At 51.8% G+C, this 21,462-nt stretch carries 18 protein-coding genes and 1 pseudogene; 10 read left to right on the forward strand and 9 right to left on the reverse strand.

Annotated elements, in window-relative coordinates; genetic code table 11:
- Window positions 1-25: 25 nt before the first annotated feature.
- The 4 genes from KOR42_RS11790 (at window position 26) to KOR42_RS11805 (ending at window position 5,476) form a co-directional block, all read left to right on the forward strand.
- Window positions 26-1,255, forward strand: coding sequence for a DUF1501 domain-containing protein (locus tag KOR42_RS11790; protein ID WP_146509879.1), 1,230 nt, complete (start codon window positions 26-28; stop codon window positions 1,253-1,255).
- Between the two features lie 258 nt (window positions 1,256-1,513).
- Window positions 1,514-3,556: a methionine--tRNA ligase gene (gene metG / locus KOR42_RS11795; RefSeq protein WP_146509880.1), complete on the forward strand. Its 2,043-nt coding sequence runs from the start codon at window positions 1,514-1,516 to the stop codon at window positions 3,554-3,556.
- 73 nt (window positions 3,557-3,629) lie between these two features.
- The gene (locus KOR42_RS11800; protein WP_146509881.1) at window positions 3,630-4,862 is read left to right on the forward strand and encodes an LL-diaminopimelate aminotransferase; all 1,233 of its coding nucleotides are present in this window, start codon (window positions 3,630-3,632) and stop codon (window positions 4,860-4,862) included.
- A gap of 188 nt (window positions 4,863-5,050) precedes the next feature.
- Window positions 5,051-5,476, forward strand: coding sequence for a hypothetical protein (locus tag KOR42_RS11805; protein WP_146509882.1), 426 nt, complete (start codon window positions 5,051-5,053; stop codon window positions 5,474-5,476).
- 675 nt (window positions 5,477-6,151) lie between these two features.
- Here KOR42_RS11805 and KOR42_RS11810 read toward each other — a convergent pair.
- The 6 genes and pseudogenes from KOR42_RS11810 to KOR42_RS11835 form a co-directional block, all read right to left on the reverse strand.
- The gene (locus tag KOR42_RS11810; protein WP_146509883.1) at window positions 6,152-6,430 is read right to left on the reverse strand and encodes a DUF7660 family protein; all 279 of its coding nucleotides are present in this window, start codon (window positions 6,428-6,430) and stop codon (window positions 6,152-6,154) included.
- Between the two features lie 6 nt (window positions 6,431-6,436).
- Window positions 6,437-6,526 (reverse strand): annotated as a pseudogene (locus KOR42_RS27845) (secondary thiamine-phosphate synthase enzyme YjbQ); the annotation flags it as partial.
- 195 nt (window positions 6,527-6,721) lie between these two features.
- On the reverse strand, window positions 6,722-7,048 hold the full coding sequence (locus KOR42_RS11820) for a hypothetical protein (RefSeq protein ID WP_146509884.1): 327 nt from the start codon (window positions 7,046-7,048) through the stop codon (window positions 6,722-6,724).
- Window positions 7,049-7,050: 2 nt separating this feature from the next.
- Entirely contained in the window at window positions 7,051-7,392 is a 342-nt protein-coding gene (locus KOR42_RS27850) for a CPCC family cysteine-rich protein (RefSeq protein ID WP_146509885.1), read from the reverse strand.
- Window positions 7,393-7,583: 191 nt separating this feature from the next.
- Entirely contained in the window at window positions 7,584-8,132 is a 549-nt protein-coding gene (locus KOR42_RS11830) for a hypothetical protein (RefSeq protein ID WP_146509886.1), read from the reverse strand.
- Window positions 8,133-8,143: 11 nt separating this feature from the next.
- Window positions 8,144-8,578 carry a secondary thiamine-phosphate synthase enzyme YjbQ gene (locus KOR42_RS11835; protein WP_146509887.1) on the reverse strand — a complete coding sequence of 145 codons (435 nt, stop codon included), beginning with the start codon at window positions 8,576-8,578 and terminating at the stop codon, window positions 8,144-8,146.
- 627 nt (window positions 8,579-9,205) lie between these two features.
- Here KOR42_RS11835 and dnaN point away from each other — a divergent pair.
- The 3 genes from dnaN (at window position 9,206) to KOR42_RS11850 (ending at window position 13,383) form a co-directional block, all read left to right on the forward strand.
- Entirely contained in the window at window positions 9,206-10,318 is a 1,113-nt protein-coding gene (gene dnaN, locus KOR42_RS11840) for a DNA polymerase III subunit beta (RefSeq protein ID WP_146509888.1), read from the forward strand.
- A gap of 64 nt (window positions 10,319-10,382) precedes the next feature.
- Window positions 10,383-10,730 (forward strand): DUF721 domain-containing protein, encoded by a 348-nt coding sequence (locus KOR42_RS11845; RefSeq protein WP_197441082.1) that lies wholly within the window; start codon window positions 10,383-10,385, stop codon window positions 10,728-10,730.
- Window positions 10,731-10,806: 76 nt separating this feature from the next.
- Window positions 10,807-13,383 (forward strand): DNA gyrase subunit B, encoded by a 2,577-nt coding sequence (locus KOR42_RS11850; protein WP_146509890.1) that lies wholly within the window; start codon window positions 10,807-10,809, stop codon window positions 13,381-13,383.
- 168 nt (window positions 13,384-13,551) lie between these two features.
- Here the strand turns inward: KOR42_RS11850 and infC are convergent, their stop codons facing one another.
- The 3 genes from infC to KOR42_RS11865 form a co-directional block, all read right to left on the reverse strand.
- Entirely contained in the window at window positions 13,552-14,058 is a 507-nt protein-coding gene (gene infC, locus KOR42_RS11855) for a translation initiation factor IF-3 (protein WP_146509891.1), read from the reverse strand.
- A gap of 391 nt (window positions 14,059-14,449) precedes the next feature.
- Window positions 14,450-14,791: an RNA recognition motif domain-containing protein gene (locus KOR42_RS11860; RefSeq protein ID WP_146509892.1), complete on the reverse strand. Its 342-nt coding sequence runs from the start codon at window positions 14,789-14,791 to the stop codon at window positions 14,450-14,452.
- Between the two features lie 837 nt (window positions 14,792-15,628).
- Window positions 15,629-17,575 (reverse strand): alpha/beta hydrolase, encoded by a 1,947-nt coding sequence (locus KOR42_RS11865; RefSeq protein ID WP_231740863.1) that lies wholly within the window; start codon window positions 17,573-17,575, stop codon window positions 15,629-15,631.
- A gap of 356 nt (window positions 17,576-17,931) precedes the next feature.
- Between KOR42_RS11865 and KOR42_RS11870 the strand changes: the two genes are divergently transcribed.
- The 3 genes from KOR42_RS11870 to argF all read left to right on the forward strand — a co-directional run bounded on the left by KOR42_RS11870 (window position 17,932) and on the right by argF (window position 21,454).
- Window positions 17,932-19,134, forward strand: a complete 1,203-nt coding sequence (locus KOR42_RS11870; protein ID WP_197441083.1) for a sialidase family protein — start codon at window positions 17,932-17,934, stop codon at window positions 19,132-19,134.
- 332 nt (window positions 19,135-19,466) lie between these two features.
- Window positions 19,467-20,435, forward strand: coding sequence for a 3'-5' exoribonuclease YhaM family protein (locus tag KOR42_RS11875; RefSeq protein ID WP_146509895.1), 969 nt, complete (start codon window positions 19,467-19,469; stop codon window positions 20,433-20,435).
- Window positions 20,436-20,530: 95 nt separating this feature from the next.
- A complete protein-coding gene (argF, locus tag KOR42_RS11880) occupies window positions 20,531-21,454 on the forward strand; it encodes an ornithine carbamoyltransferase (protein WP_146509896.1) in 924 nt (307 codons plus the stop codon).
- The last annotated feature ends 8 nt before the right edge of the window (window positions 21,455-21,462 follow it).

Here is a 21,462-nt window from a genome sequence, read left to right on the forward strand (position 1 = left end):
CTTCGCTGACGAATTGGAACGAAAAATGTCTCTCTCACGTCGACGATTTCTTGCATTGTCCGCTCCAGCGATGATGGCATTCGGGCGGTCCGCTCCTCGACTCTTCGCTCAGGCAGCCAACCAGTCTTCGGAAAAAGATTCCGACAACATCCTCGTTGTCGTTCAAATGTCCGGCGGGAATGACGGACTGAATACAGTCATTCCGCACAGCCACGACGAATACAAGAAATCCCGCCCAACGCTGGCGATCTCGAAGGACGATGTCTTCGCGATTGACGATGACTTCGGGCTGCATCCTGAGTTGAATGGATTCGCCGATCTTCTCGAAGATGGACGACTCGGAATTGTGCAGGGAGTCGGATATCCCAACCCCAATCGATCGCACTTCGAATCGATGGATATCTGGCACACGTGTTTCCGGAAGAACGAGAGTCGGCAAGATGGCTGGCTGGGTCGTGCAATCGATCAAGTGCAGCAACAATCGAGTCTGGACATTCCAGCGCTTCACCTGGGACATCAAAAACAGCCCTTTGCACTGACATCGCTGGTCCATCGAGTTCCAACAGTCAAATCACTGGATCAGTTTCGTTTGGAGCCACTCTCACAGATGACAGTGCCGGAGCTGCAGCAAGGTGTTCGATTGGAACGATCTGAGTCGGCGAATCTGCTCGGATTTGTGCAATCGAGTACGGAAAACGCTCTCGATGTCGCGCAACGAATGCTTGAAACAACCTCCGGCTATCAACCGAGTGTGACCTATCCGGAGTCTCCAATCGCAAACGATCTCAAGACGATCGCCCAGCTGATCGATTCGGAATTCGCCACTCGCATTTACTATGTGGAAATTGACGGCTTCGACACCCATTCCGAACAGGCCCTGGCTCACGCATCACTCTTGAAACATGTGTCGGAATCGGTGACAGCTTTTCTGAATGACATCCAACAACATGGGCATGGAGATCGTGTGCTTGTGACCTGCTTCAGCGAGTTTGGGAGACGTGTCGCGGAGAATGCAAGCAAAGGAACCGATCACGGGACAGCTGCGCCGATGTTCCTGGCTGGGAATGCGGTTCAACCGGGCCTTATTGGTGAACACCCCGACCTCACGAACCTCGAACAGGGTGACCTCGTTTTCCACACCGACTTCCGCGAAGTTTACGCGGGAATTCTCGAGAATTGGCTCAATCTGGAGTCGAAACGCGTTCTCGGCGGCTCATTCGATCCTGTTGCGTTCCTCAACAGTTCGGTCAGTTAAAGCGTCTCACACCATCGAATTCAGATTCGCTGATGCGAACCTCTGTCGCTTCGAAGTTGTCTCAAAACTGGCCTGACTGCATTTTCACTGCAGCGAGAGTCCTGAAATCGAGAGCAACTTCATTTCTGGATTGAAGCGACAGCAGAGATAGGCAACTTGCTCCAGTTTCTCGCCGTGGCCACTCGCGAGGATCCTGTCATCGCTCTAAACTGCACGCAGGTTCGAACGTTCCGCTCCAATCCGCAAAGCGAAAATCTGATGTCTTCACGGCGAATTCTAGTCACCGCAGCCCTTCCGTATGCCAATGGAAATATCCACATTGGGCATCTGGTCGAATATCTCCAGACAGATATCTGGGTCCGCTTCCAGAAGCTGAGAGGCCATGAATGTCGGTATTTCTGCGCCGATGACACACACGGCACAGCGATCATGATTCGTGCGCGACAGGAAGGCCGATCCGAAGAAGAGTTGATCGCGGATATGCGGGAAGCACATGTTCGGGATTTCGCACGGTTCGACATCGAATTCGACAATTACGGCTCGACCAACAGCGACGAAAATCGTCAACTTTGCGAACAAATCTGGAAGTCCATCCGCGACGCGAATCTTGTCAAAGAAAAAGAAATCGAGCAGCTCTTTGACCCCGAAGCTGGAACGTTTCTCGCGGACCGGTTCGTGAAAGGGACCTGCCCGAAGTGTGGAGCGGAGAATCAATATGGAGATAACTGCGACAAGTGTGGTTCCACGTACTCCCCAGCGGATTTGATTGACCCAAAAAGCGCCCTGAGCGGAGCGACTCCAGAACTCCGAACTGCCCGGCACTTGTTCATCGAACTCGAACAACATCACGAATTCCTGAACGAGTGGACTCAGTCAGGGAAACATCTCCAGCCGGAGATTGCGAATTACCTGAAGGGGCATTTTCTGGGTGAAGAACTCCGCGACTGGGACATCTCCCGGCCCGCTCCGTACTTCGGATTCGAGATTCCCGATGCTCCCGGAAACTACTGGTACGTCTGGTATGATGCCCCGATTGGATATATCGCCAGCACCTGGGAATGGTGCAAGAAAAACCAGGTGGAGCTAGATGACTGGTGGCGAAACGATGAGACAGAGATTCATCACTTCATCGGTAAGGATATCACCTATTTTCATACGCTCTTCTGGCCGGCAATGTTGAAGACCGCCGGGCTGGCACTTCCGGACAGAATTCACATCCATGGTTTCCTGACTGTGGATGGCGAGAAGATGTCGAAGACGAAAGGGACGTTCATTCAGGCATCAACGTATGCCGAACATCTCGATCCAAATTACTTCCGATACTTCGTCGCTTCCAAACTCAGCTCGCGTGTTGATGACATTGACCTGAACTTCGATGAGTTCAAAACGAAGGTCGACAGCGATCTCGTCGGCAAGGTCGTCAACATCGCCAGTCGTTGTGCGAAATTCGTCTCCGGTTCGACTCTCAGCGAAGAGTATCCCGATGACGAGGGACTCTTTCAGCTGGCGAGTGACGCAGGGTCACGAATTGCCGAGCACTACGAGAAGTGCGAGTACAGTTCGGCCATTCGCGAGATCATGGTTCTCGCGGATCGAGCGAATCAGTACATCGAAAACAAAGAGCCATGGGTCGTTCGAAAAGACAAGGATCGTCAGGCAGAACTCCAGCAGATCTGCACTGTCGGCCTGAATCTGTTTCGGCAGATCGTCATTTACCTCGCGCCTGTGCTTCCCAAGCTGGCGAGCGAAACTGAGAAGCTGTTGAATTTCGAAATCAAAAACTGGGACGAGTCCGCGTCTCCGCTTGTCGGGACTCCTGTCGGCAAGTTCCAGCACATGATGACACGCGTTGATCCCAAGAAAGTTGAACAGATGATTGAAGAATCCAAAGATGCCGCGTCCGTCGAATCGGCGCCCGCTTCCAACTTTAATGATGGACCGGAAGCTCTTGAAAAAGAGCCGATGACCGAAGAGCACTGCACAATCGATGACTTTCTCAAAGTTGATATGCGAGTCGCTCGCGTGATTGAAGCGGGTCATGTCGAGGGAGCCGATAAGCTTCTGCAACTCAAACTTTCACTCGGCGGAGACGAAACCCGCAACGTTTTTGCCGGAATCAAGAGTTGCTACAACCCGGAAGATCTCGTCGGACGGCTGGTTGTGTGCTGTGCGAATCTCAAACCTCGCAAGATGCGATTCGGGGTCAGCGAGGGAATGGTTCTCGCTTGTGGACCAGGCGGAAAGGACATCTTCCTTCTTAATCCCGATGACGGAGCCGTCCCGGGAATGCGGGTTCACTAATCCCGTTTCCTCGCACCGTCTTGTCTTTCCAACTTCTCAAACGCTTTTGATATCCGTTTACTGAGTACTTCACATGACGACCATTAACGATCACTTCCTCAAGCTCAAAGCTGGCTACCTCTTCCCCGAAATCGGTCGGCGAGTCAATGCGTTCACCGATTCGCACCCTGACGCAAAAGTGATCAAGCTGGGAATCGGCGACGTCACCGAACCACTCCCCGAAGCGATTCGCGAAGCATTACATCGTGCTGTCGATGAAATGGGCGACCGCGATTCCTTCCGTGGATATGGACCGGAGCAGGGGTATTCCTTCCTGCGTGAAGCGATTGCCGAGAACGATTACACCTCCCGCGGATGCGACGTTTCCGCTGACGAGATCTTTGTCTCCGACGGTTCGAAATGCGACACCGGAAACATCCTCGACATCTTCGGGACCGACAACACCGTCGCTGTCCAGGACCCCGTTTATCCGGTCTATGTTGACACCAATGTCATGTGCGGACGAACCGGACAGGCCGACGATCAGGGTCGCTACGCTGGTCTCACGTACCTGCCATGCACGGCGGAGAACAACTTCACCCCGGAAGTCCCTGATCATCCTGTTGACTTGATCTATCTCTGCTATCCCAACAACCCCACAGGCGCAGTCGCGACGAAAGAGACGCTGAAGAAGTGGGTCGATTTCGCCCGCTCGAACGGATCGATCATTCTCTTCGACGCTGCATACGAAGCGTTCATTCAGGACGAATCGCTGCCGCGTTCGATTTATGAGATCGACGGAGCACGCGAATGTGCGATTGAGTTCCGCAGCTTCAGCAAGAACGCCGGATTCACCGGAACACGTTGTGCATTCACCATTGTTCCGAAGACACTGACCGGAAAGAAATCGGACGGCAGTTCACACTCGTTGCACGCTTTGTGGAATCGACGTCACTGCACCAAGTTCAATGGAGTTCCGTACATCATTCAGCGTGGAGCGGAAGCTGCTTACAGCGACGCTGGCCAACAGCAGATTAAAGAACTGGTCCAGTTCTACCTGACCAATGCGAAGATTCTGAGCGAAGGACTCTCTTCAATTGGGATCTCCGTCTTCGGCGGCGAGAATGCTCCATACATCTGGTTGAAGACTCCAGACAACATGAAGAGCTGGGAATTCTTCGATCACCTGCTTGATCAGGCTCACCTTGTCGGAACTCCCGGCAGCGGGTTCGGAGCCAGTGGAGAAGGGTATTTCCGACTGAGTGCCTTCAACAGCCGAGCGAATGTCAAAGAAGCCGTCAATCGCATCAAAACTCTGATGGGATAGAGCATATCACGCATTTGAAGTCGCGATCGCTGCTTCGATGCACGATTGAATTCCAACGCATGCTGCGGAAAGCTCGTAGAGAGAGCGGAACCCTTCGTTGAATCCTTCTTCGTCACCTCGCACAAGCAGACACAGCAGCTTGCTGCGTCCAGCGTCAATGCGAGACCCGGGAACGAGTTCTCCGCATCATGTTGCTCAAAAGACTCCGTCTTCCATTGGCAGTCATTACCTGCGTGATCGTAATCGCGTTGATTGCGATCACGCAATTTCTCAGCGCGCGAGAACGGGCAGGGAACGAGCTTGCGCTCGCAGCCTCGCTAATTCCGATGGAAACGCCCCTCGACGATGTGACGCAGCACATCGGAAGCCCGCCGGATCATCATTCCCTGGCCCGGGGCGTGCTTCTCAACGGCGTCACATTCCTTGATGAGCAGAACGAACTCGCCCAGCGACACGGCGATGCAGAAGAGTACGAAATCTCCGTCTGGAAACGCGGGACAGCCACAGCTGTCGTTTACTCACAAGACGGCCGCATCAAAGGCCACTCTCTCCAGCTGAGCCAACTGACAAGCCGACCCGCCTGGCTGAGAGTATTTTTGTCTTGGATGCCTTAGGCAGTTCAACTGCCATCTGTGATCGCTTCGACGACCAAAGTTAGGAATACTTGCTCAACTTCAGAATCGAGATAAGACTCATATGGAAGTATGCTAAGCCCTGAACGACCTTGGGTTCAGGACTCGCACCGGCAAAGCTCTGGCGGCATACGCAGCAGATTGTGAAGCTGCTGCGGTCGTTCGCTGCATCCAGCACGGAGAACATCGGCTGATTCTACAGGCCAACACGTTGGAGGAACTCAGTTAGTGAGTCTGACACTCTCCTCCATTTGCACGTTCCGTCGCCCCAATCACTGGCAATCACGCTTGGGTCAGTTTCAGCACCCTTCCGAAAGTCGAGGGCTATGCCGATATCGTCACCGGGAACTCGGTTGACTGCAATGAAAAGCGACCTGTTCACATCTCGCCACGGTAGGTCAGGAACGATTATGGAGTCGCTACCTCGCATCTCATGAAACAACGAAGAATCATCCGGTTTGTCCGCCAAATGCCCAGACGACTCACCCTTCATCGAGGCCACGGACAAGAAGTCCACAGGTTCGTTGAGGAAGGGAACTACCGTCTTGATTACGTTGTCGCCGGGGTGAACCCATTTTCCGTCATCCATCAATGAGATGATGCATGGCGGCAACGGGAAGCCATTTACAGTGACAGTCTTTCGTTTGTTCATCAGGTTTATTCGTAAATCTTGCCGCAGTACAGGAATGTTGCACTCATCTTCCACGGTGAAGCGTCTTTTAGACCTTGATCGGAACCAAACTTAGAATCTTCTGCCCATGCAATGGCCGCTTCAAGAAAATCTTCGATGGTGTGGTTCTCCCAACCGCTAACTCCACGTCCAAACTCGTCAGTCGAGTGGTTGGCTTCTGATATTCTGTCGGCTTGCAACTTCCGAACAAACTCAAGAAATGATTCTGGACCATCGACTGTTTCGAGCAACTCGTGAAGTTCCATTCTTCTCTACTCCCCAATCACCTTGACCAGAACACGCTTGTCCCTTCGACCATCGAACTCACCATAGAAAATTTGCTCCCAAGGGCCGAAGTTCATTATACCCGCAGAAATTCTAGATGTTCATGCCGAAGTCGCCACGAAAGCTGCTGAACTTCGAGATTAGGGGGAAGACTCACATGGATGTGTGCTAATCCCTGAATGACCTTGGGTTCAAAACTCGCACTGGCGAGCTCTGGCGGCATCCTCAGCAGATCGTGAAGCTGCTCCGATCTTTCGAGAGTTGAGCGGTTGTCATTCACAGTTCGTGTAGTCGCTGTGGTCTTTCATCATGCAATTCTCGATCCAGTCTTGCCATCCATTGAAGATGCTCGTGACCGGCCACGTTGGATCAGTCTCGAACTTCCATGTCAGATGAACAACAGCAATGGGTTTGCGGGGATCATCGGTGACAAACAAAACGTCGTCGCAGTCAATTCTTGTTCCATCGGCTCGGGTATTGACGCCGAGCAAAATATGACAATCACACACTTCCCTTCGGAGTTCTTTCGCCAGCAGACCGTCTTCATCGGGTTCAGGTATCCAAGGGTCAAGCCACTTGATGCCTCGTGGATCAGTCATGGTCACGTCCTCCTCCAGTAGTAGGCCGGACTGTCACCACCAGCAGACTCAAAGTATTCTCTGCCGCTTCGAGGAGTGTCGTCTATGTCATGGCAGTCCTTTTCCTCCAACGGGCGCCAATCAGAACAGCGTTGAACGTCGGGTTCGGAAGCAGTCTCCGTGGATAACGTGGGCAGGACTGCCTGCTGACATTCCCAAAGACTCGGCTTGTTTGCCCCGCCTCCCATGCACGGATGTCGAAGTTGCACGGGATCGTCCTCCCACCCACACACCCCACAAATGTCATAGCTCCCCGGAGGTTCGTCGAAGACCAAATAACCACAAGCTGGACACGGAAATCTCATGACTACTCCCCGATTACTTTCACCAAGAACCACTTGGGCCTGCGACCATCGAACTCACCGTAGAAGATATGCGCCAAAAGCCCGAGGTTCATCATACCGGAAGAACTTCAGAATATTGACACGGAAGTCACGGTGAAGGATGCAGAACTCGGAAGCAGACTGCTTCGGTCACTCTCTTGGACTTAAATGAGTTACCGTCCGACGTCTCCGATTGGGTTTCGCTGCAGTTCAGAATCCGTGCTGCGTTGATGGCAATAAGTCCCATTGCCGTGGACCGACAAGACGTACCCATTCGGTCTGTAAAGTGACCAGAGTCTCTCTTCGCTGTCTCGTTCAAATCTCCGACAGCTGAGCTGACAACCAAGATCAAACTCAAAACCTGAGAAACCAGTCTTCTCATTCACCGATAACGAGACGATCTTCTGCCCCGACAACCGAGACATGGCTTTCTTAGTGCGTCGAGCCGAAGATGAGCCGGTCGCAAGAGTCTCTTCATTCAGCGTCAATTTCCAATAACAACACCAGAGCCACAGCCACCATTCTCCACGCACAGTTACCAATCTGCGGGATGCCAACTCTCTAACAACCTGAGACTGTGACTCTGTGACGAAAGGCTCTCGAATCTCAAGAGATGGCTTCCCAAAGTTAATGGACAAGTTTGTCTGGCGACCATACTCAATTCCCCAACATGGGTGACCATAAAGAGGACGAAACCACTTCTCGGGGAATTTCTCACTCACGGCTATGATCCCTACTCCCCGATCATTTTCAACAGCACGCGCTTCCGTCTGCGGCCGTCGAATTCGTAGTAGAAGATGTGTTCCCACGGGCCGAGGTGGAGTTTGCCGTCGGTGATGGCGACGACGACCTCGCGGCCCATGATTTGACGCTTGTGGTGAGCGTCGGCGTTGTCTTCTCCGGTTCGGTTGTGGAGATAGCCTCCTTGTGAAGGGTCGCTGCCGGCGTTGAAGGGGACTATTTCTTCGAGCCATCGCTCGTAGTCAGCGTGCAAGCCGGATTCGTTGTCGTTGATGAAAACACTCGCGGTGATATGCATCGCGTTGACGAGCACGAGGCCATCCTGGATTCCACTCTCAGCGACAAGTTCTTCAACTTGCTGGTGAATTGAGACGATTTGCCGTCGTTTGGGGATGTCCATCCAGAGTTCTTTTGTGAGTGTCTTCATCGCGTCTTTCTCGCAAAAACATCGCCAGATTCATCAACCGCAGTCCCGATTTGACGAGAGTGTATAACACATGGATTGTTTCGAATAGAACGCTTGGGAAGTCGCGTCCTGTGAGATCTGACAGAAACATCAGCGAAGCTGGCGAAACGAGTCGAAGTTTTCGGATTGGAAGCGTAAAATCGGAGGTCGAACGGTCACGAATCCCACACTCGTTGAGTCTCGCAAAGGAATGCTGGAGACCGCGAAATCCCGATTCAAATCGGCGTTTTCCGTTCAATCGGAGGCAGAGTGGCGTCGAAAACTTGTCGATCGCCACTGCAAAACTCCGGCAAAACCTGGTGCGTAACTCCCGTCGAAAAGAACAGTGTTTCTAACCCCCGCACTGATCGTCACTTCGGACACAAAGTACACACTCTCAGCCAACGGGTTTTCGACGCCGCTCAGGCCCTCCAGAATTGCATTAAATCGAGAAATTGCATACACTTGCAAATTCTGAAGAAGCGCTGTGAACACAAAAAGTGGCCCACAGATACTACTGCTGCTTTTTATATATAAGAGACATGAAAGAGACAGGTTTGCTCTTTCAGCCTGTCAGTAACTGAACCATTTCCAAACTGAATCAGCACAATGAAGTTGACCTGTTCTCGAAGTCTGTTGGCCTCTGCACTCCAAATCGTGAGTGGAGCTGTTCCGACGCGATCTCCGAAAGAGATCCTCAAGAATATCAAGTTGAGTCTTGGAGATGGAAAAGCAACTCTGCTCGGAACTGACCAGGAGGTCGGGATTCGATACGAATTGCTTGATATCGAAACCGATTCGGTGGGCGATGTTCTGCTTCCGTATCAACGGATCACAGCGATTCTTCGTGAAGTTCAGGATGACGAAGTCACTCTGGAAGTGAACGAGCAGGCGCTGTGGGTTCGGGCTGGCCAAAGTGAGTTCCGATTGAGTGTCGAAGATCCGGTCGAGTTTCCGGATGTCGCGACCTTCGAAGACGAGAGTTACTTCGTCGTTCCTGGAAGGGCACTGAAGACCGGAATTCAACGCACAATCTTCGCGACCGATGTGGAAAGCACACGCTACGCCCTCGGAGGGGTGCTTCTCGAAATCGACGGAGACAAGCTCACACTCGCTGCCACGGACAGTCGGCGGCTGGCGGTCTATCAGACGCACTGCTCGACTCAGGGAGCGGTTTCCGAGGAAGTCAGCCAACCGGTTGTGCCTGCCAAAGCGATGTCGTTGATCGATAAGTCGATTCACGACGACGAGCAGGAAATCAAAATCGCGATCCACCAGAACGATATTCTCGTTCAGACGGGATTGTCGACGATCTACGCACGACTGGTCGAAGGTCGGTTCCCACGCTATCAGGACGTCATTCCCAACGAGTTCCATCAAAAAATCGAGATGGTGACGAGCCCGTTTCTGTCTGCCGTCCGACAAGCAATGATCGTGACGAACGACGAAAGTCGAGGTGTTGATTTCAATTTTGAAAGCGGCACACTGACACTCACGAGCGTTGGCCAGGATGTCGGTTCGTCGAAGATTCAATTGCCGATCAGCTACGAAGGGGATCAGATTGTCATCACCTTTGATCCGCGATTCGTCCAGGAATTTTTGCGAGTCCTTGATGCTGCCAGCCCGTTGTCGTTGAACCTTGTCGACGGAAACAGTGCTGCGGTCTTTAAGACAGACGAAAGTTACACCTACGTGGTGATGCCGCTTTCTCGAGATGACTAATGCGTATCTCGAAGTCGTCTTCACGAACTCGCACGAGCAACATGCTCTAGATCAGGAGCTGGAAATGAGTCGAATTCCGAAGGAGCGGAGCCGGCCTTATGATCGGACGGAACCGAAATCGGTTGGTGATCTCATGGGCGAGTTGATCGCTCTTCGCGGACTTGCCCAAACTCAGTCTCGGCGGCAATTCGAAGAAGTCTGGAGAAAGCTGATTGGTGATGACTTTGCAGAGTTGGCAAAAGCGACTGGTCTGAAAAATGGAGTTTTGCAAGTGGTCGTTTCAAATTCTGCGTTGCTGTCCGAACTTGCTTCGTTCCGCAAGCACGAACTCCTCGAACGATTTCGCACCGAACATGCGGATCTGAAAGTTCGAGACATCAAATTCAAACTGCGCGGCAAACCGACATCGTAGTTCTTTAAGAATGTATTTCGGACTGGTTCGCGCAGCGACAGCCTAGACACACACTTTGTACCCAAGAAATTGATTCATGAGCGATCAAGCCAAGCCTAATCAGTCAGAAGACTACACTTCAGACACGATTCAGCATCTGGAAGGAATCGAGGGAATTCGCCATCGACCGGCGATGTACATCGGCGGAACGGATTCCTCAGGATTGCATCACCTGGTGTATGAAGTCTCGGACAATGTTCTGGATGAATATTCCAATGGCTTCGCAACCACTGCGAATGTCACGATTCATGGAGACGGGTCCATCACTGTCAGCGATGACGGCCGAGGAATTCCGATTGATGTGATGAAGGACAAAGGAAAGTCCGCGTTAGAGGTCGTCTTCACGGAGATTCACGCGGGCGGGAAGTTCGACCGGAAAGCATACGCGGTCGGAACCGGTGGTCTGCACGGCGTGGGAATTACAGCGGTCAATGCGTGTTCCGAATGGCTGGAGGTCGAAGTCAGCCGCGGCGGATTCAAATACCGCATGGAATTCGCACGCGGACGAATGGTGAAAGATCTGACGAAAGGTGGGCCCACAGATCAAACCGGGACGAAAATCACCTTCAAACCGGACGGAGAGATCTTCCCGAACACGACCTTCAGCTACGACGTGATTCATAAGCGACTGCAGGATTGTGCGTTTTTGAATGCCGGGGTTCGTATTCTGATTACCGATGAACGAACCGGTCAGTCAGACAAGTTCCATTACGAAGACGGGTTGGCCGAATTCGTTAAATGGATCAACCGAACCGAGAACGTCACTCATCCCGATGTGATTCGAATCACGGGAACATTAGAGACCGTTGACGTTGATATCGCTCTTCAGTGGAACGAAGGCTATTCCGAGAGCATTCGATGTTTCGCCAACGGAATCTCAAACTCGGAAGGGGGAACTCACTTCTCCGGGTTTAAGACAGCTCTGACGAGAACACTCAACAACTATGGGAAAAAGAACAATCTGTTCAAGGACATGACTCCCAGCGGAGATGATTTCCGCGAGGGGCTGGCTGGAGTGATTACGGTTCGAATTCCGAACCCGCAGTTTGAATCGCAAACGAAGATCAAGCTGACGAATCCGGAAGTCGACGGGGCTGTGAATTCAGTAGTCGGCGAAGTCCTGTCAAAATATCTCGAGGAGAATCCATCCGTCGCCAAAGCGATCTGTCAGAAGTCGTTGAGAGCGGCAGAGGCCCGCGAGGCTGCGAAGAAGGCCCGCGATATGGCTCGCAGCCAGACGAAGACCGGTTCGGGCGGGCTCCCTGAAAAGTTGCGGGATTGCCGAAATCATGATCTCGCGGTTTCGGAGTTGTACCTGGTGGAAGGAGACTCAGCCGGTGGGTCCGCGGATACCGGTCGAGATTCTGCCCATCAGGCGATTCTTCCACTTCGCGGAAAGATTCTGAACGTCGAAAAAGCGCAGCTGCTCAAAGTTCTTGCGAACACCGAAGTGACAGCAATCTTCAAAGCTGTTGGAATCACTCCAATGGCAGAAGAGCAGGACATCGCAAAACGTCGGTACGGAAAAATCATTCTGATGACCGATGCGGATGTCGATGGTTCACACATTCGCACATTGTTGCTGACCTTCATTTTCCGACACATGCGGGAACTTGTGAAACAGGGCTGTGTTTATATTGCGCAACCGCCGCTCTATCGGGTGCTTCAAAAAGGGAAACGCAATCAGAAGCCGCGCTACGTTCAAACTCATGAAGAGATGATGCTCGAACTTCTGGAGATTGGGCTACGGGATTCCGAGCTCGTTCTGCTTCCTCGTGCCGATTTGATCAACCCCGAGACTGATCATCAGGTCGTCACCGAAACTTCCGGAGAGTCTCGCACGCTGACAGAAGGTGAGCTAAAACGACTTGCGGAAGTCTTGAGTGGTCTCATTGAACCACTCGAAGCACTTGAACGACGCGGAGTTTCGCTGCGGCGACTGGCGATCGATCATTCGACTGCCGATGGTTTGCTCCCACGTTTTAGAATCACCCAGGCCAACATCGATCACTGGTTCGCATCCAAGGAAGACGTGGAAGATTTCCTGCAGAAAGAAGAAGAGCAGGGCCGGCACCATAAAGTTGCCGATGACAAGCTGAAGCCCGCTGAGAACGCCGCTGATTCGAAAGAGGAATCTTCTGGAGAAGAGACGGAAGAAGGATCGGCCGAAGAGCAATTGACTTTGACCGTTGTCGATCTTTTTGAAGTTCGAACAATCAACAGCGTGCTGAAAGTCCTCAAAGAAGAATTCAATCTGACGCTGAACGACTTCCTGACTCCTCCCCCGGTCAACGCGGAGCAGGTCTACCCGTACCAGATCGAGAACTCCGACAATCCGAGAAAGCTGCAGTCGCTGAGAGATTTGGTTCCCACGCTTCGAGAGATGGGTTCAAAAGGTTTGAACTACACCCGCTTCAAAGGGCTGGGGGAAATGAACCCGGATGAACTCTTCGAAACAGCGATGGATCCTGAAACGCGACTTCTGATGCAGGTGACGCTCGAAGATGCAGCTGCGGCGGAAGAAATCTTCCGCGTGCTGATGGGAGATCACGTTGAGCCAAGACGTGAATTCATCGAAAAGCACGCCCTCGACGTCCGTGACCTGGACGTGTAGAGGACAGCCAGCAGAAATGCAGTCAGCAGGCAAGAGGGGTAACTTCTCCGAATCGATCGACGATCTTCGGGAGAAGTCCCCGGCCACTTCATCGCGAATAAAGGTTCCCCCTTGTCAACAAGGGGAAACCTGTTCTCAAGTTGTGGATGTGATCTGCGTCACTTCCGATCAGCTGGGAGCAACCTGTCGGGCGAGCGGTGACAATGTCGCGGACATCACTTTTCCACTTTCCATTCGTGGGTACTGTTCAACAGTGGCCACATCGGAAAGTTTTTGAATGAACCCTTCGAGAAGTTCGCGCCCAAGATCGTGGTGAGCGTTTTCGCGTCCACGAAACATCACATTGACTTTAACTTTGTCACGACGTTCAAGAAACGTCCGGGCTTTCTGGACTTTGACCTGGATGTCGTGATCACCGATCTTTGCCCGCAACCGGATTTGTTTCAATTGCGTTCGGTGCTGTTTTGGTCCGGCGGATTTTTTCCGCTTCTCATACTGAGCCTTGCTGTAATCCATGATTCGGCAGACAGGAGGTTTCGCGTTTGGGCTCACCTCGACAAGATCCATACCTGCCTCTTCCGCCAACTCCAAAGCCTTGACGGTTTCCATTTCACCGAGCATTTCGCCTTCTGCATCAACAAGCCGGATGGGTGTAATCCGGATGTTCTCATTCATTCTCGGACCAGTTTCAGGTGCCCGAGAAGCAGGTTGAGGTTTTCTGATCGGAAGTCTCCTTCTTCTAAACTACTGATGGGTGATTGGTTCGGTCTAGGCGGATGTGTTACTGACACACCGGATTCACCTGAAACTTGAGATTAACCAATATACGATTCAAAATCGGCTCGTAAATTGCAAAATCTTGTGAAAACTGCTGCAGAAACTCTTTCATTCGGGCAGTTGAAGCGTTCTTGAACCATTTTCAGCTTCATTTTGGATTCACTGAATCGGATCAGTGACTGAAAATGAGTGTGATGGACGCGGTCTTCTTTCCTGTGCGCAGACTCAAATCTTGCGAGGCAATTCCAAACTCGTGAACCATCAATCATTTCCTAAAGTCCCTGAAACGTCAATTCCAACGTCTGTCTGCAGGAACTTTTTCTTCTCCCAGGACTCGATCCAGCAGAGTTGGCCCTTTCGCAACTGATGGCTGCGACGGGGAGGTTTTTTGGCCGCTGGCGCAATCGACGCGCATTTTGCGACCACGAAGGTCGGATCCGTTGAGACGAGCGATTGCTTCTTCAGCATCTTCCCAACTGGGCATTCGGACGAATCCAAATCCGCGAGATCGACCCGTCAAAGGGTCCGTCATGAGATCAACTCTCGAAACTCGACCGTACTGTTCAAATCGCGACTTCAGGTCGACATCAGTCGCATCGTAGGGAAGATTCCCAACGTAAATACTTTGCATTGTTTCCTCTATTGCAAAATGACTTCCCGTCATCAGGACGGGACTTGTTCGGTGGAGAGTCCACCTCGACAAGATTTCTTTAGAAAACGTGGTGCCCAAACCGGAAGTTTTCGACCATTTTTTATAGTCTCTGTGTACTTACTTCATTCGAGGGATGCTGCATTCGCTCGTCAGAACTCAGTGCAAACCGACTCGAAAGGAACTCTCAGAGTGATTCGAAATCCGATGAAATGAAGTTGTTTTCCAACGACGTTCATCGTTTCGAACTGGGTGAAACGAGCTGCTCTTAAACGAATGTGCAAGCAAAACCAGACTGAAGAACTCACATCTGAAAAACTGTGTGATGACTCTGCGGCGAAGAGAAACCTGCCACTTTGATGTGCAGGAAAGTCTCGAATTTCTTCAAAAAGACTGACTCACACAACATTCCAAACTCAGCGGCTCCGAAGGGCTGATTCCTTCCGGAGAGCGGTTGAGAGAAGAAGCTCTCGAATCGTGATTGCTCAAAATTGAACAAGTTTCTGAGTCAGTGATGTTCGAGAATATCGATCTCGACTGAGCATTAATGCACTTTGGCACTACTACGACTACTGTGCACTGACTTGGACTGGTGGACTGAATATTCGTCCTGTTTGCTTGTGCGAACTCGGAAATATCGTTTGAAAAAGAGCTCGCAAACAAGCTTTTAAGAGAAGATCGCCCGGTATGGAACAGAAGTTTTCTGCACCACGACACCAAGACTATATTCTTTCTTCGGCTGTTTGGCGATAGGAAAATTCCAAAATGTGCTTGATTGTTGATGGATTGGACGCCCTTCGAGACGAATTTTTGAGGACTTCAATCCGCTGAACTCCGTTTGTTGACGATGTTCACCGGCTCTGCCATCTCTCGAAACACTGGGATATCAAAGGATTCCAGAAGACCAAAGCAGAACAACTCGGGTCCGTCGGGGATCTGTAAATCGCGAGTGAAGATCTCTTTGAGAGATGAGAATCCGTCCACGATTTCGACGCGGTCGAAATACTCCGGATGAAGTGCAGCTGCCAGAAGGACGATCAGCCCTGACTTGGGACCGAGAGCCAGCAGTTCGATTGGCGACTCAGATTCTTCTCGGTGCATTTCGACGATGGAAAGCAGCTGGGCGACTTGAATTCCCAAAGGTCTTTGTCCGACTGATGAAACGAGCAGGCCGTACAGAAAATCTCTCTGAGAAATTGTCGATTCGCCGTGGCTGAACAAGTCGACAGCCAGCACCCGGCGGCCCGCTTCGAGCTGTTTTGCGACTTCCTCCGATGCCTCGGCACGTCCATCATCCGCAATGACAATGGTGAATGCTTCAGTCTCTTCGTGGGGAGTCAACTCTGTCGCGGGAAGGGTCCAGTAATGATCGACTCGAATTCGATGGCCGGTCGATGAAATGGATTCCGTTGGAAGCGGAGACGATTGCACTCGCTCTGCATCAATCACTTCCAGCCTGAGAAGCTCTCGCAGTTTCGATCTGAGTTCGTTCAAGGAGAAATCTTCACGAGCAGATTCACGCGGCAGCTGGGACTGAAGTTTCATCGCGATTGAATGGAAATCGTCAGTCTGCTCAGGCAGTGGGACGAAGAGTTCGTCGCTTGTTTTTAACTCGTTCTCAAAGTCAATTTCTTGAGCGCTCTCAGGACGATCGTCGTTGAGGAAGTGAGTGTTCAGCATCGAGTAGAGCTGTTCTCGATTCTCACGTTCGAAGTTGTGTGTGCCGGGGTCGTGATTCACATGTGTGCGGAGATTCTGTTTTTGTCCGTACAACTCATAAACCGGAAGAGCTGCCTCTTGCAGAGGTTCAAGAGCATGGTCAGCTTTGAAGCAGCATTGATCGAGAGCGTTGAACGTGAGCAGTGTTGGACGAGGAGCCCGCATGGCTGTGAGATGGGTGTAGTCCGCAATCATGGCCAGATCGACAGGTGTTTGTTCGGAGTCTCCAAGATCGGAAACGTGAACAGCTCGTGTTCGATAACTCGAATAGCCAGCGACGGGATTACTGAGTGTAATGCGAGGGTCCAGCGCACTGAAGAAAATCGTCTGCCATCCTCCGCCCGATAGACCGGTGACAGCGACGCGTTCCGGGTCGGCGCGTGGATGCTCCAGAAGTAAGTCGACCGCGCGAGAAAGTGTGAGGTAGTGAATGGCAAGACCGCTTGTGCCACAGAGATCGATCTGATTGCTTCGATAGTGACTGAATCCATTGGACTTCAACTGACCCATCCCGATCCATTCGACATTCAAAGCAAGCATTCCCCGTTTCGCCTGGTTGATGCACCGGATTTGTTTGTAGTCCGCAGCCTTCCCTTTGGAATCATGTCCATTCACATTGAGGATGACGGGAGCTTTGTCGCTCAGTTCGTCTGGCTCATAGAGCAGGGCTGGAATCCAAACGTTGGGAATTGCTTCGTAGCGGAGTTTTCGAATTGAGTAACCCGGCCCACCCGGGATTCGCTCCAACCATTCGACTCGTGTTTCTGCGTCTCGCCACAACTTCGCTTCACCGCGGAAGACAACGTTCTCGAGGACTTGCTGCCTGTTGGTTTCGTTTTGTTGTTCCCATTCCTCCAGAGAATCGCCTGGGGAAAACCTTCTCACGAGTGACTCAGTGAAGATTCGAACTTCCTTCAATGGAAGGTCGACATCAATCTCTCGATGCTGAAGCGAAGAAGTGACTTCATCCCGGTCGACTCCAAAGGCGGGTGCGTTCAACGCCGCGAAAGCGATAAGTAGCTGAACAGGAAACGATCGGCAGGACATGAAGTATCTCCAGAACACGATGGCCTCTTCTGACTGAAGTGTTTGTTCGTTGTCGCTTCGAATCAACATCATGACAACAGGTGACTACGTTAACAAAGAGTCCCATCTGATGACGACCGATGAGGTTTTTTCAGCGCTGACCCAATGCTGATTCGGTGTCCTGTTTTTGTGGAGTGTATTTTGAGTCACGTACAACTCGATGACGAGATCGCTTCCGGCACAGGTCTTTAGACAGCCACGAAGCGAGTCTCTATTCTTCATCGTGACAATTCATAAAATGAGACACCATGAAGACTTCACCATTGCCGCAGATCAGAGAGAGCCGTCACTCCTCTGAGAGACAGCAGGAGAAACGAATGCTTCGATTGACAACAGTGATTCTATTCGCGCTCACAGTCATCCCTCTTCAACTTCAAAGCGTCGATGCTGCAGAGCAGAGATCGACCGTGTTTGAAGCAGGGACCGAGGGTTACAAGATCTACCGGATCCCTGCCATCATCCGGGCAGCAAACGGAGACTTGCTCGCCTTCTGTGAAGCACGGGCTGGCGGGGATGCCAGTGAGATTGATCTCGTGATGAAACGATCTTCCGACGGAGGTCAGACATGGGGAGATCTCAAGGTCGTTCAGGCACGTGAACAGTTTGAGTCGCTGTATCCTGATGTCCCGGTCACAGTGGGGAATCCAGCACCGGTTGTTGACCTGCTCGATCCCGAACATCCCGGGCGAATCTGGTTGCCGTTCACTGTCGAAAACGATCGTGTGTTTGTCACTCATAGCGACGACCACGGCGAGACCTGGTCTGATCCACGTGATATCACAGAGAGCGCGAAGCTTCCGACATGGGGCTGGTACGCGACGGGGCCGGTTCATTCGATCCAACTAAAATGGGGAGCGAAGAAAGGCCGTCTGCTGATCCCGTGTGACCATCGCCTTGGGGATGACGGAGAAGATCGAGGTCCGAATGGAATTCATGTTGTCTACAGTGATGATCATGGGAAGACCTGGAAGTTGGGAGCGATTGACGACACTTATCACGATGGTCTCAATTCGAACGAAACCGCAGCTGTTGAACTCTCAAACGGGCGTGTTTACTTCAATACTCGCGACCAGAACGGAGAAGCACGCGGCACTCGCGGCGACGGTTACAGCGACGACGGCGGAGAGAGTTTTCTGCCGACCCAATCAGTGCAATATCTCTATCTTCGGCCTTCTCCTCCCATCCTGGATCCTCCTGTCGTTCAGTGTTCACTGCTCCGGGCTGCGTCCATTCGTGATGACGATCCGCAGAACGTGATTCTCTTCGCTGGCCCTGATGAAGATGGCCCATCAGGTAAGGGGAGAAGTGACCTGAGAATTCGCTACACGACCGATGAAACGAAAACATGGAATGACGGTCTGATGCTTCATGAAGGACCGGCTGCCTATAGCGATATGGTCATGATCGCTCCAGAAAAAGAGGATGTCGGCGTCATCTTCGAATGCGGAGACAGTGGGAATTCTGCTTATCAGCGGATCGATTTCGTTCGCGTTCCGCTCTCGGAAGTCCTCAACGACTAAACCAACTCTCAGAGAAGTCATCCGGCATTCCAACGGGCGAGCACAACCTGAACCGTGCGATTTGGTTCAGGCAATCGCTTCGACATGAGCACCTTGGTCTGAATGAGGACCTGTCGATTCAAGCCCGTGAATGCCCGGTTGGGATTGAGAGTTCGAGGAAATCTGGCTAGCATTTGACGTTTCACATCGTGCCGATCAATTCGATCGGCACTTTTTGTTTTTAATTGCCAACTCTGGCAACCGTTCGAACTGCTGTCTGGTGAAGTGGGTTCTCAAATCACATCCCGATGTGAGCAGCATCTGACAGTTGTCGGGTCAACTCAGGTGACGTCATGTCGCGAATGTTCGTGAATAGTCTGCAAGATGGTGAAACAGTTGACGAGGTCTATCTTCTTGCAGATCGTCAGCTGCGGGCGAATCGCAATGGAGACACATACTTCCTGGGCCAGCTGCGTGATCGAACCGGGCAGATTTCCGGGCTGTTGTGGAACGTTAACGAATCGATCGTAAGTCACATCAACACAGGGGATTACGTTCGAGTTAAAGGCAAGGTTCAACTCTTTCAGGGGAACCTTCAGGTGATTCTCACGCGTATTGATCTTGCGACGGATGAATCGGTGAATTCCGAGGATTTCATTCCTCAATCGAACTCCGATGTGCTTGTTCAGCTTGAGCGGCTCCGCGAGATTCTGTTGGGCCTCAATGACTCGGATCTATCCGAGCTGATGCAGTCTTTTCTGTCTGACGATGAGATTGTTGAGGGACTCAAAACCGCTCCGGCGGGAATTCGGCTGCACCATGCTTATCACGGCGGGCTGTTGGACCATATTGTCAATCTTTGCGAGACAGCCAGTCGGCTCACGGACCTGTATCCGAATGTCGATTTCAATCTTCTGCTGGCAGGGATTTTTCTTCACGATCTCGGAAAAATTCGAGAACTCAGCTACGACACCTCGTTTCAGTACACCGACGAAGGTCAGTTGATTGGGCATCTGATCATCGGGATCGAAATGCTCGATGACAAAATTCGTGAAACGGAAGATCGCACAAAGCAGGATTTTCCGAAAGAAAAGGCACTTCGGTTGAAGCACATGATTGTCAGCCATCACGGGGCTTACGAATTTGGAAGCCCGAAGCTGCCGATGACTCCCGAGGCGATCGCGCTCCATCACCTCGACAATCTCGACGCCAAAACGAACGAGTTTCAGTCGCTCATTGAGTCAGATCCAAATGCCGCTTCGCACTGGACTCCGTATCAGCCCAACATGCAGAGGAAACTCTACAAAGGCAGTGCTGAGTAATTCTTTTTTTGTTGAGCGAACCAGGCGATTGCTATCGGTGTCTGGGCACTTTTCAATTGCATTGACGATGACGGAATTGATGACGGGAGACTCCCATGAAACACCTCACTTCTCTCTTTGATGTGACTTCGAGCGAAGTCCTCGAAATACTGAAAACCGCTGCGGATCTCAAAGCAGAAACGCTGGCTGGGACGCGCCAACCGTTGTGTGCAGGGAAGGTTTTAACTCAGGTTTTTGAGAAACCTTCGTTGAGAACGCGCGTCAGCTTTGAGGCTGGGATTTCTCAACTCGGCGGAACCAGTATTTTTCTTCATGGAAAAGAAGCAGGGTTACAGGGACGAGAAGAACTCGTCGACATTGCGCGAGTTTTGGGAGGCTATTCCGACCTGATTGTATTGAGAACATTCTCTCAGGAGTTGATTGAAACCGTCGCGAAAAACGCTGGCTGTCCCGTCGTGAATGCACTGTCTGATGACTATCACCCGTGTCAGGCATTGACCGACGTGATGACCATTCTTGAACATGCCGGCTCGATTGAGGGCAAGGAAATTCTGTTCGTCGGGGATGGAAACAACGTTGCCAAGTCGCTGGCTTTGGCATGCGGTCACGTGGGCGCCAAGTTTTCGCTCGCGGCACCAGAGGGCTATTTGCTCGGGGATGAGTTCATTCAGCGACTTCAGTCTCAGTTTCCGGACCTGAAACTCGATCAGACGACGGATCCGTTCGCTGTCGTGAATCGAGCAGATGTTATCTACACAGATGTCTGGGCCAGCATGGGGCAGGAAGAAGAGAAAGATAAACGCTCTGCTGCGTTCGCAGACTTCCAGGTCAATCTTGAACTCCTCGACGCAGCTCCGGGACAAGCACTCTTCATGCACTGCTTGCCAGCCAGACGCGGATTGGAAGTGACTGAAGAAGTCATGAATGACCGCCGCAGCATCGTCTTCGAACAAGCGGAGAACAGAATGCACCTGGCGAAGGGCCTGATCGTGTGGCTGCTCGAACACGCTTCGAAGTAAGCTTCGCG

It is taken from the genome of Thalassoglobus neptunius (assembly GCF_007859735.1).
Classification (GTDB): domain Bacteria; phylum Planctomycetota; class Planctomycetia; order Planctomycetales; family Planctomycetaceae; genus Thalassoglobus; species Thalassoglobus neptunius.

Excerpts from the sequence above, each read along its gene's own strand:
- KOR42_RS11790 (WP_146509879.1), top strand. The coding sequence starts at position 26 with ATGTCTCTCTCACGTCGACGATTTCTTGCATTGTCCGCTCCAGCGATG.
- metG (WP_146509880.1), top strand. The coding sequence starts at position 1,514 with ATGTCTTCACGGCGAATTCTAGTCACCGCAGCCCTTCCGTATGCCAAT.
- KOR42_RS11800 (WP_146509881.1), top strand. The coding sequence starts at position 3,630 with ATGACGACCATTAACGATCACTTCCTCAAGCTCAAAGCTGGCTACCTC.
- KOR42_RS11805 (WP_146509882.1), top strand. The coding sequence starts at position 5,051 with ATGTTGCTCAAAAGACTCCGTCTTCCATTGGCAGTCATTACCTGCGTG.
- KOR42_RS11810 (WP_146509883.1), bottom strand. The coding sequence starts at position 6,430 with ATGGAACTTCACGAGTTGCTCGAAACAGTCGATGGTCCAGAATCATTT.
- KOR42_RS11820 (WP_146509884.1), bottom strand. The coding sequence starts at position 7,048 with ATGACTGATCCACGAGGCATCAAGTGGCTTGACCCTTGGATACCTGAA.
- KOR42_RS27850 (WP_146509885.1), bottom strand. The coding sequence starts at position 7,392 with ATGAGATTTCCGTGTCCAGCTTGTGGTTATTTGGTCTTCGACGAACCT.
- KOR42_RS11835 (WP_146509887.1), bottom strand. The coding sequence starts at position 8,578 with ATGAAGACACTCACAAAAGAACTCTGGATGGACATCCCCAAACGACGG.
- dnaN (WP_146509888.1), top strand. The coding sequence starts at position 9,206 with ATGAAGTTGACCTGTTCTCGAAGTCTGTTGGCCTCTGCACTCCAAATC.
- KOR42_RS11845 (WP_197441082.1), top strand. The coding sequence starts at position 10,383 with ATGAGTCGAATTCCGAAGGAGCGGAGCCGGCCTTATGATCGGACGGAA.
- KOR42_RS11850 (WP_146509890.1), top strand. The coding sequence starts at position 10,807 with ATGAGCGATCAAGCCAAGCCTAATCAGTCAGAAGACTACACTTCAGAC.
- infC (WP_146509891.1), bottom strand. The coding sequence starts at position 14,058 with ATGAATGAGAACATCCGGATTACACCCATCCGGCTTGTTGATGCAGAA.
- KOR42_RS11860 (WP_146509892.1), bottom strand. The coding sequence starts at position 14,791 with ATGCAAAGTATTTACGTTGGGAATCTTCCCTACGATGCGACTGATGTC.
- KOR42_RS11865 (WP_231740863.1), bottom strand. The coding sequence starts at position 17,575 with ATGTCCTGCCGATCGTTTCCTGTTCAGCTACTTATCGCTTTCGCGGCG.
- KOR42_RS11870 (WP_197441083.1), top strand. The coding sequence starts at position 17,932 with ATGCTTCGATTGACAACAGTGATTCTATTCGCGCTCACAGTCATCCCT.
- KOR42_RS11875 (WP_146509895.1), top strand. The coding sequence starts at position 19,467 with ATGTCGCGAATGTTCGTGAATAGTCTGCAAGATGGTGAAACAGTTGAC.
- argF (WP_146509896.1), top strand. The coding sequence starts at position 20,531 with ATGAAACACCTCACTTCTCTCTTTGATGTGACTTCGAGCGAAGTCCTC.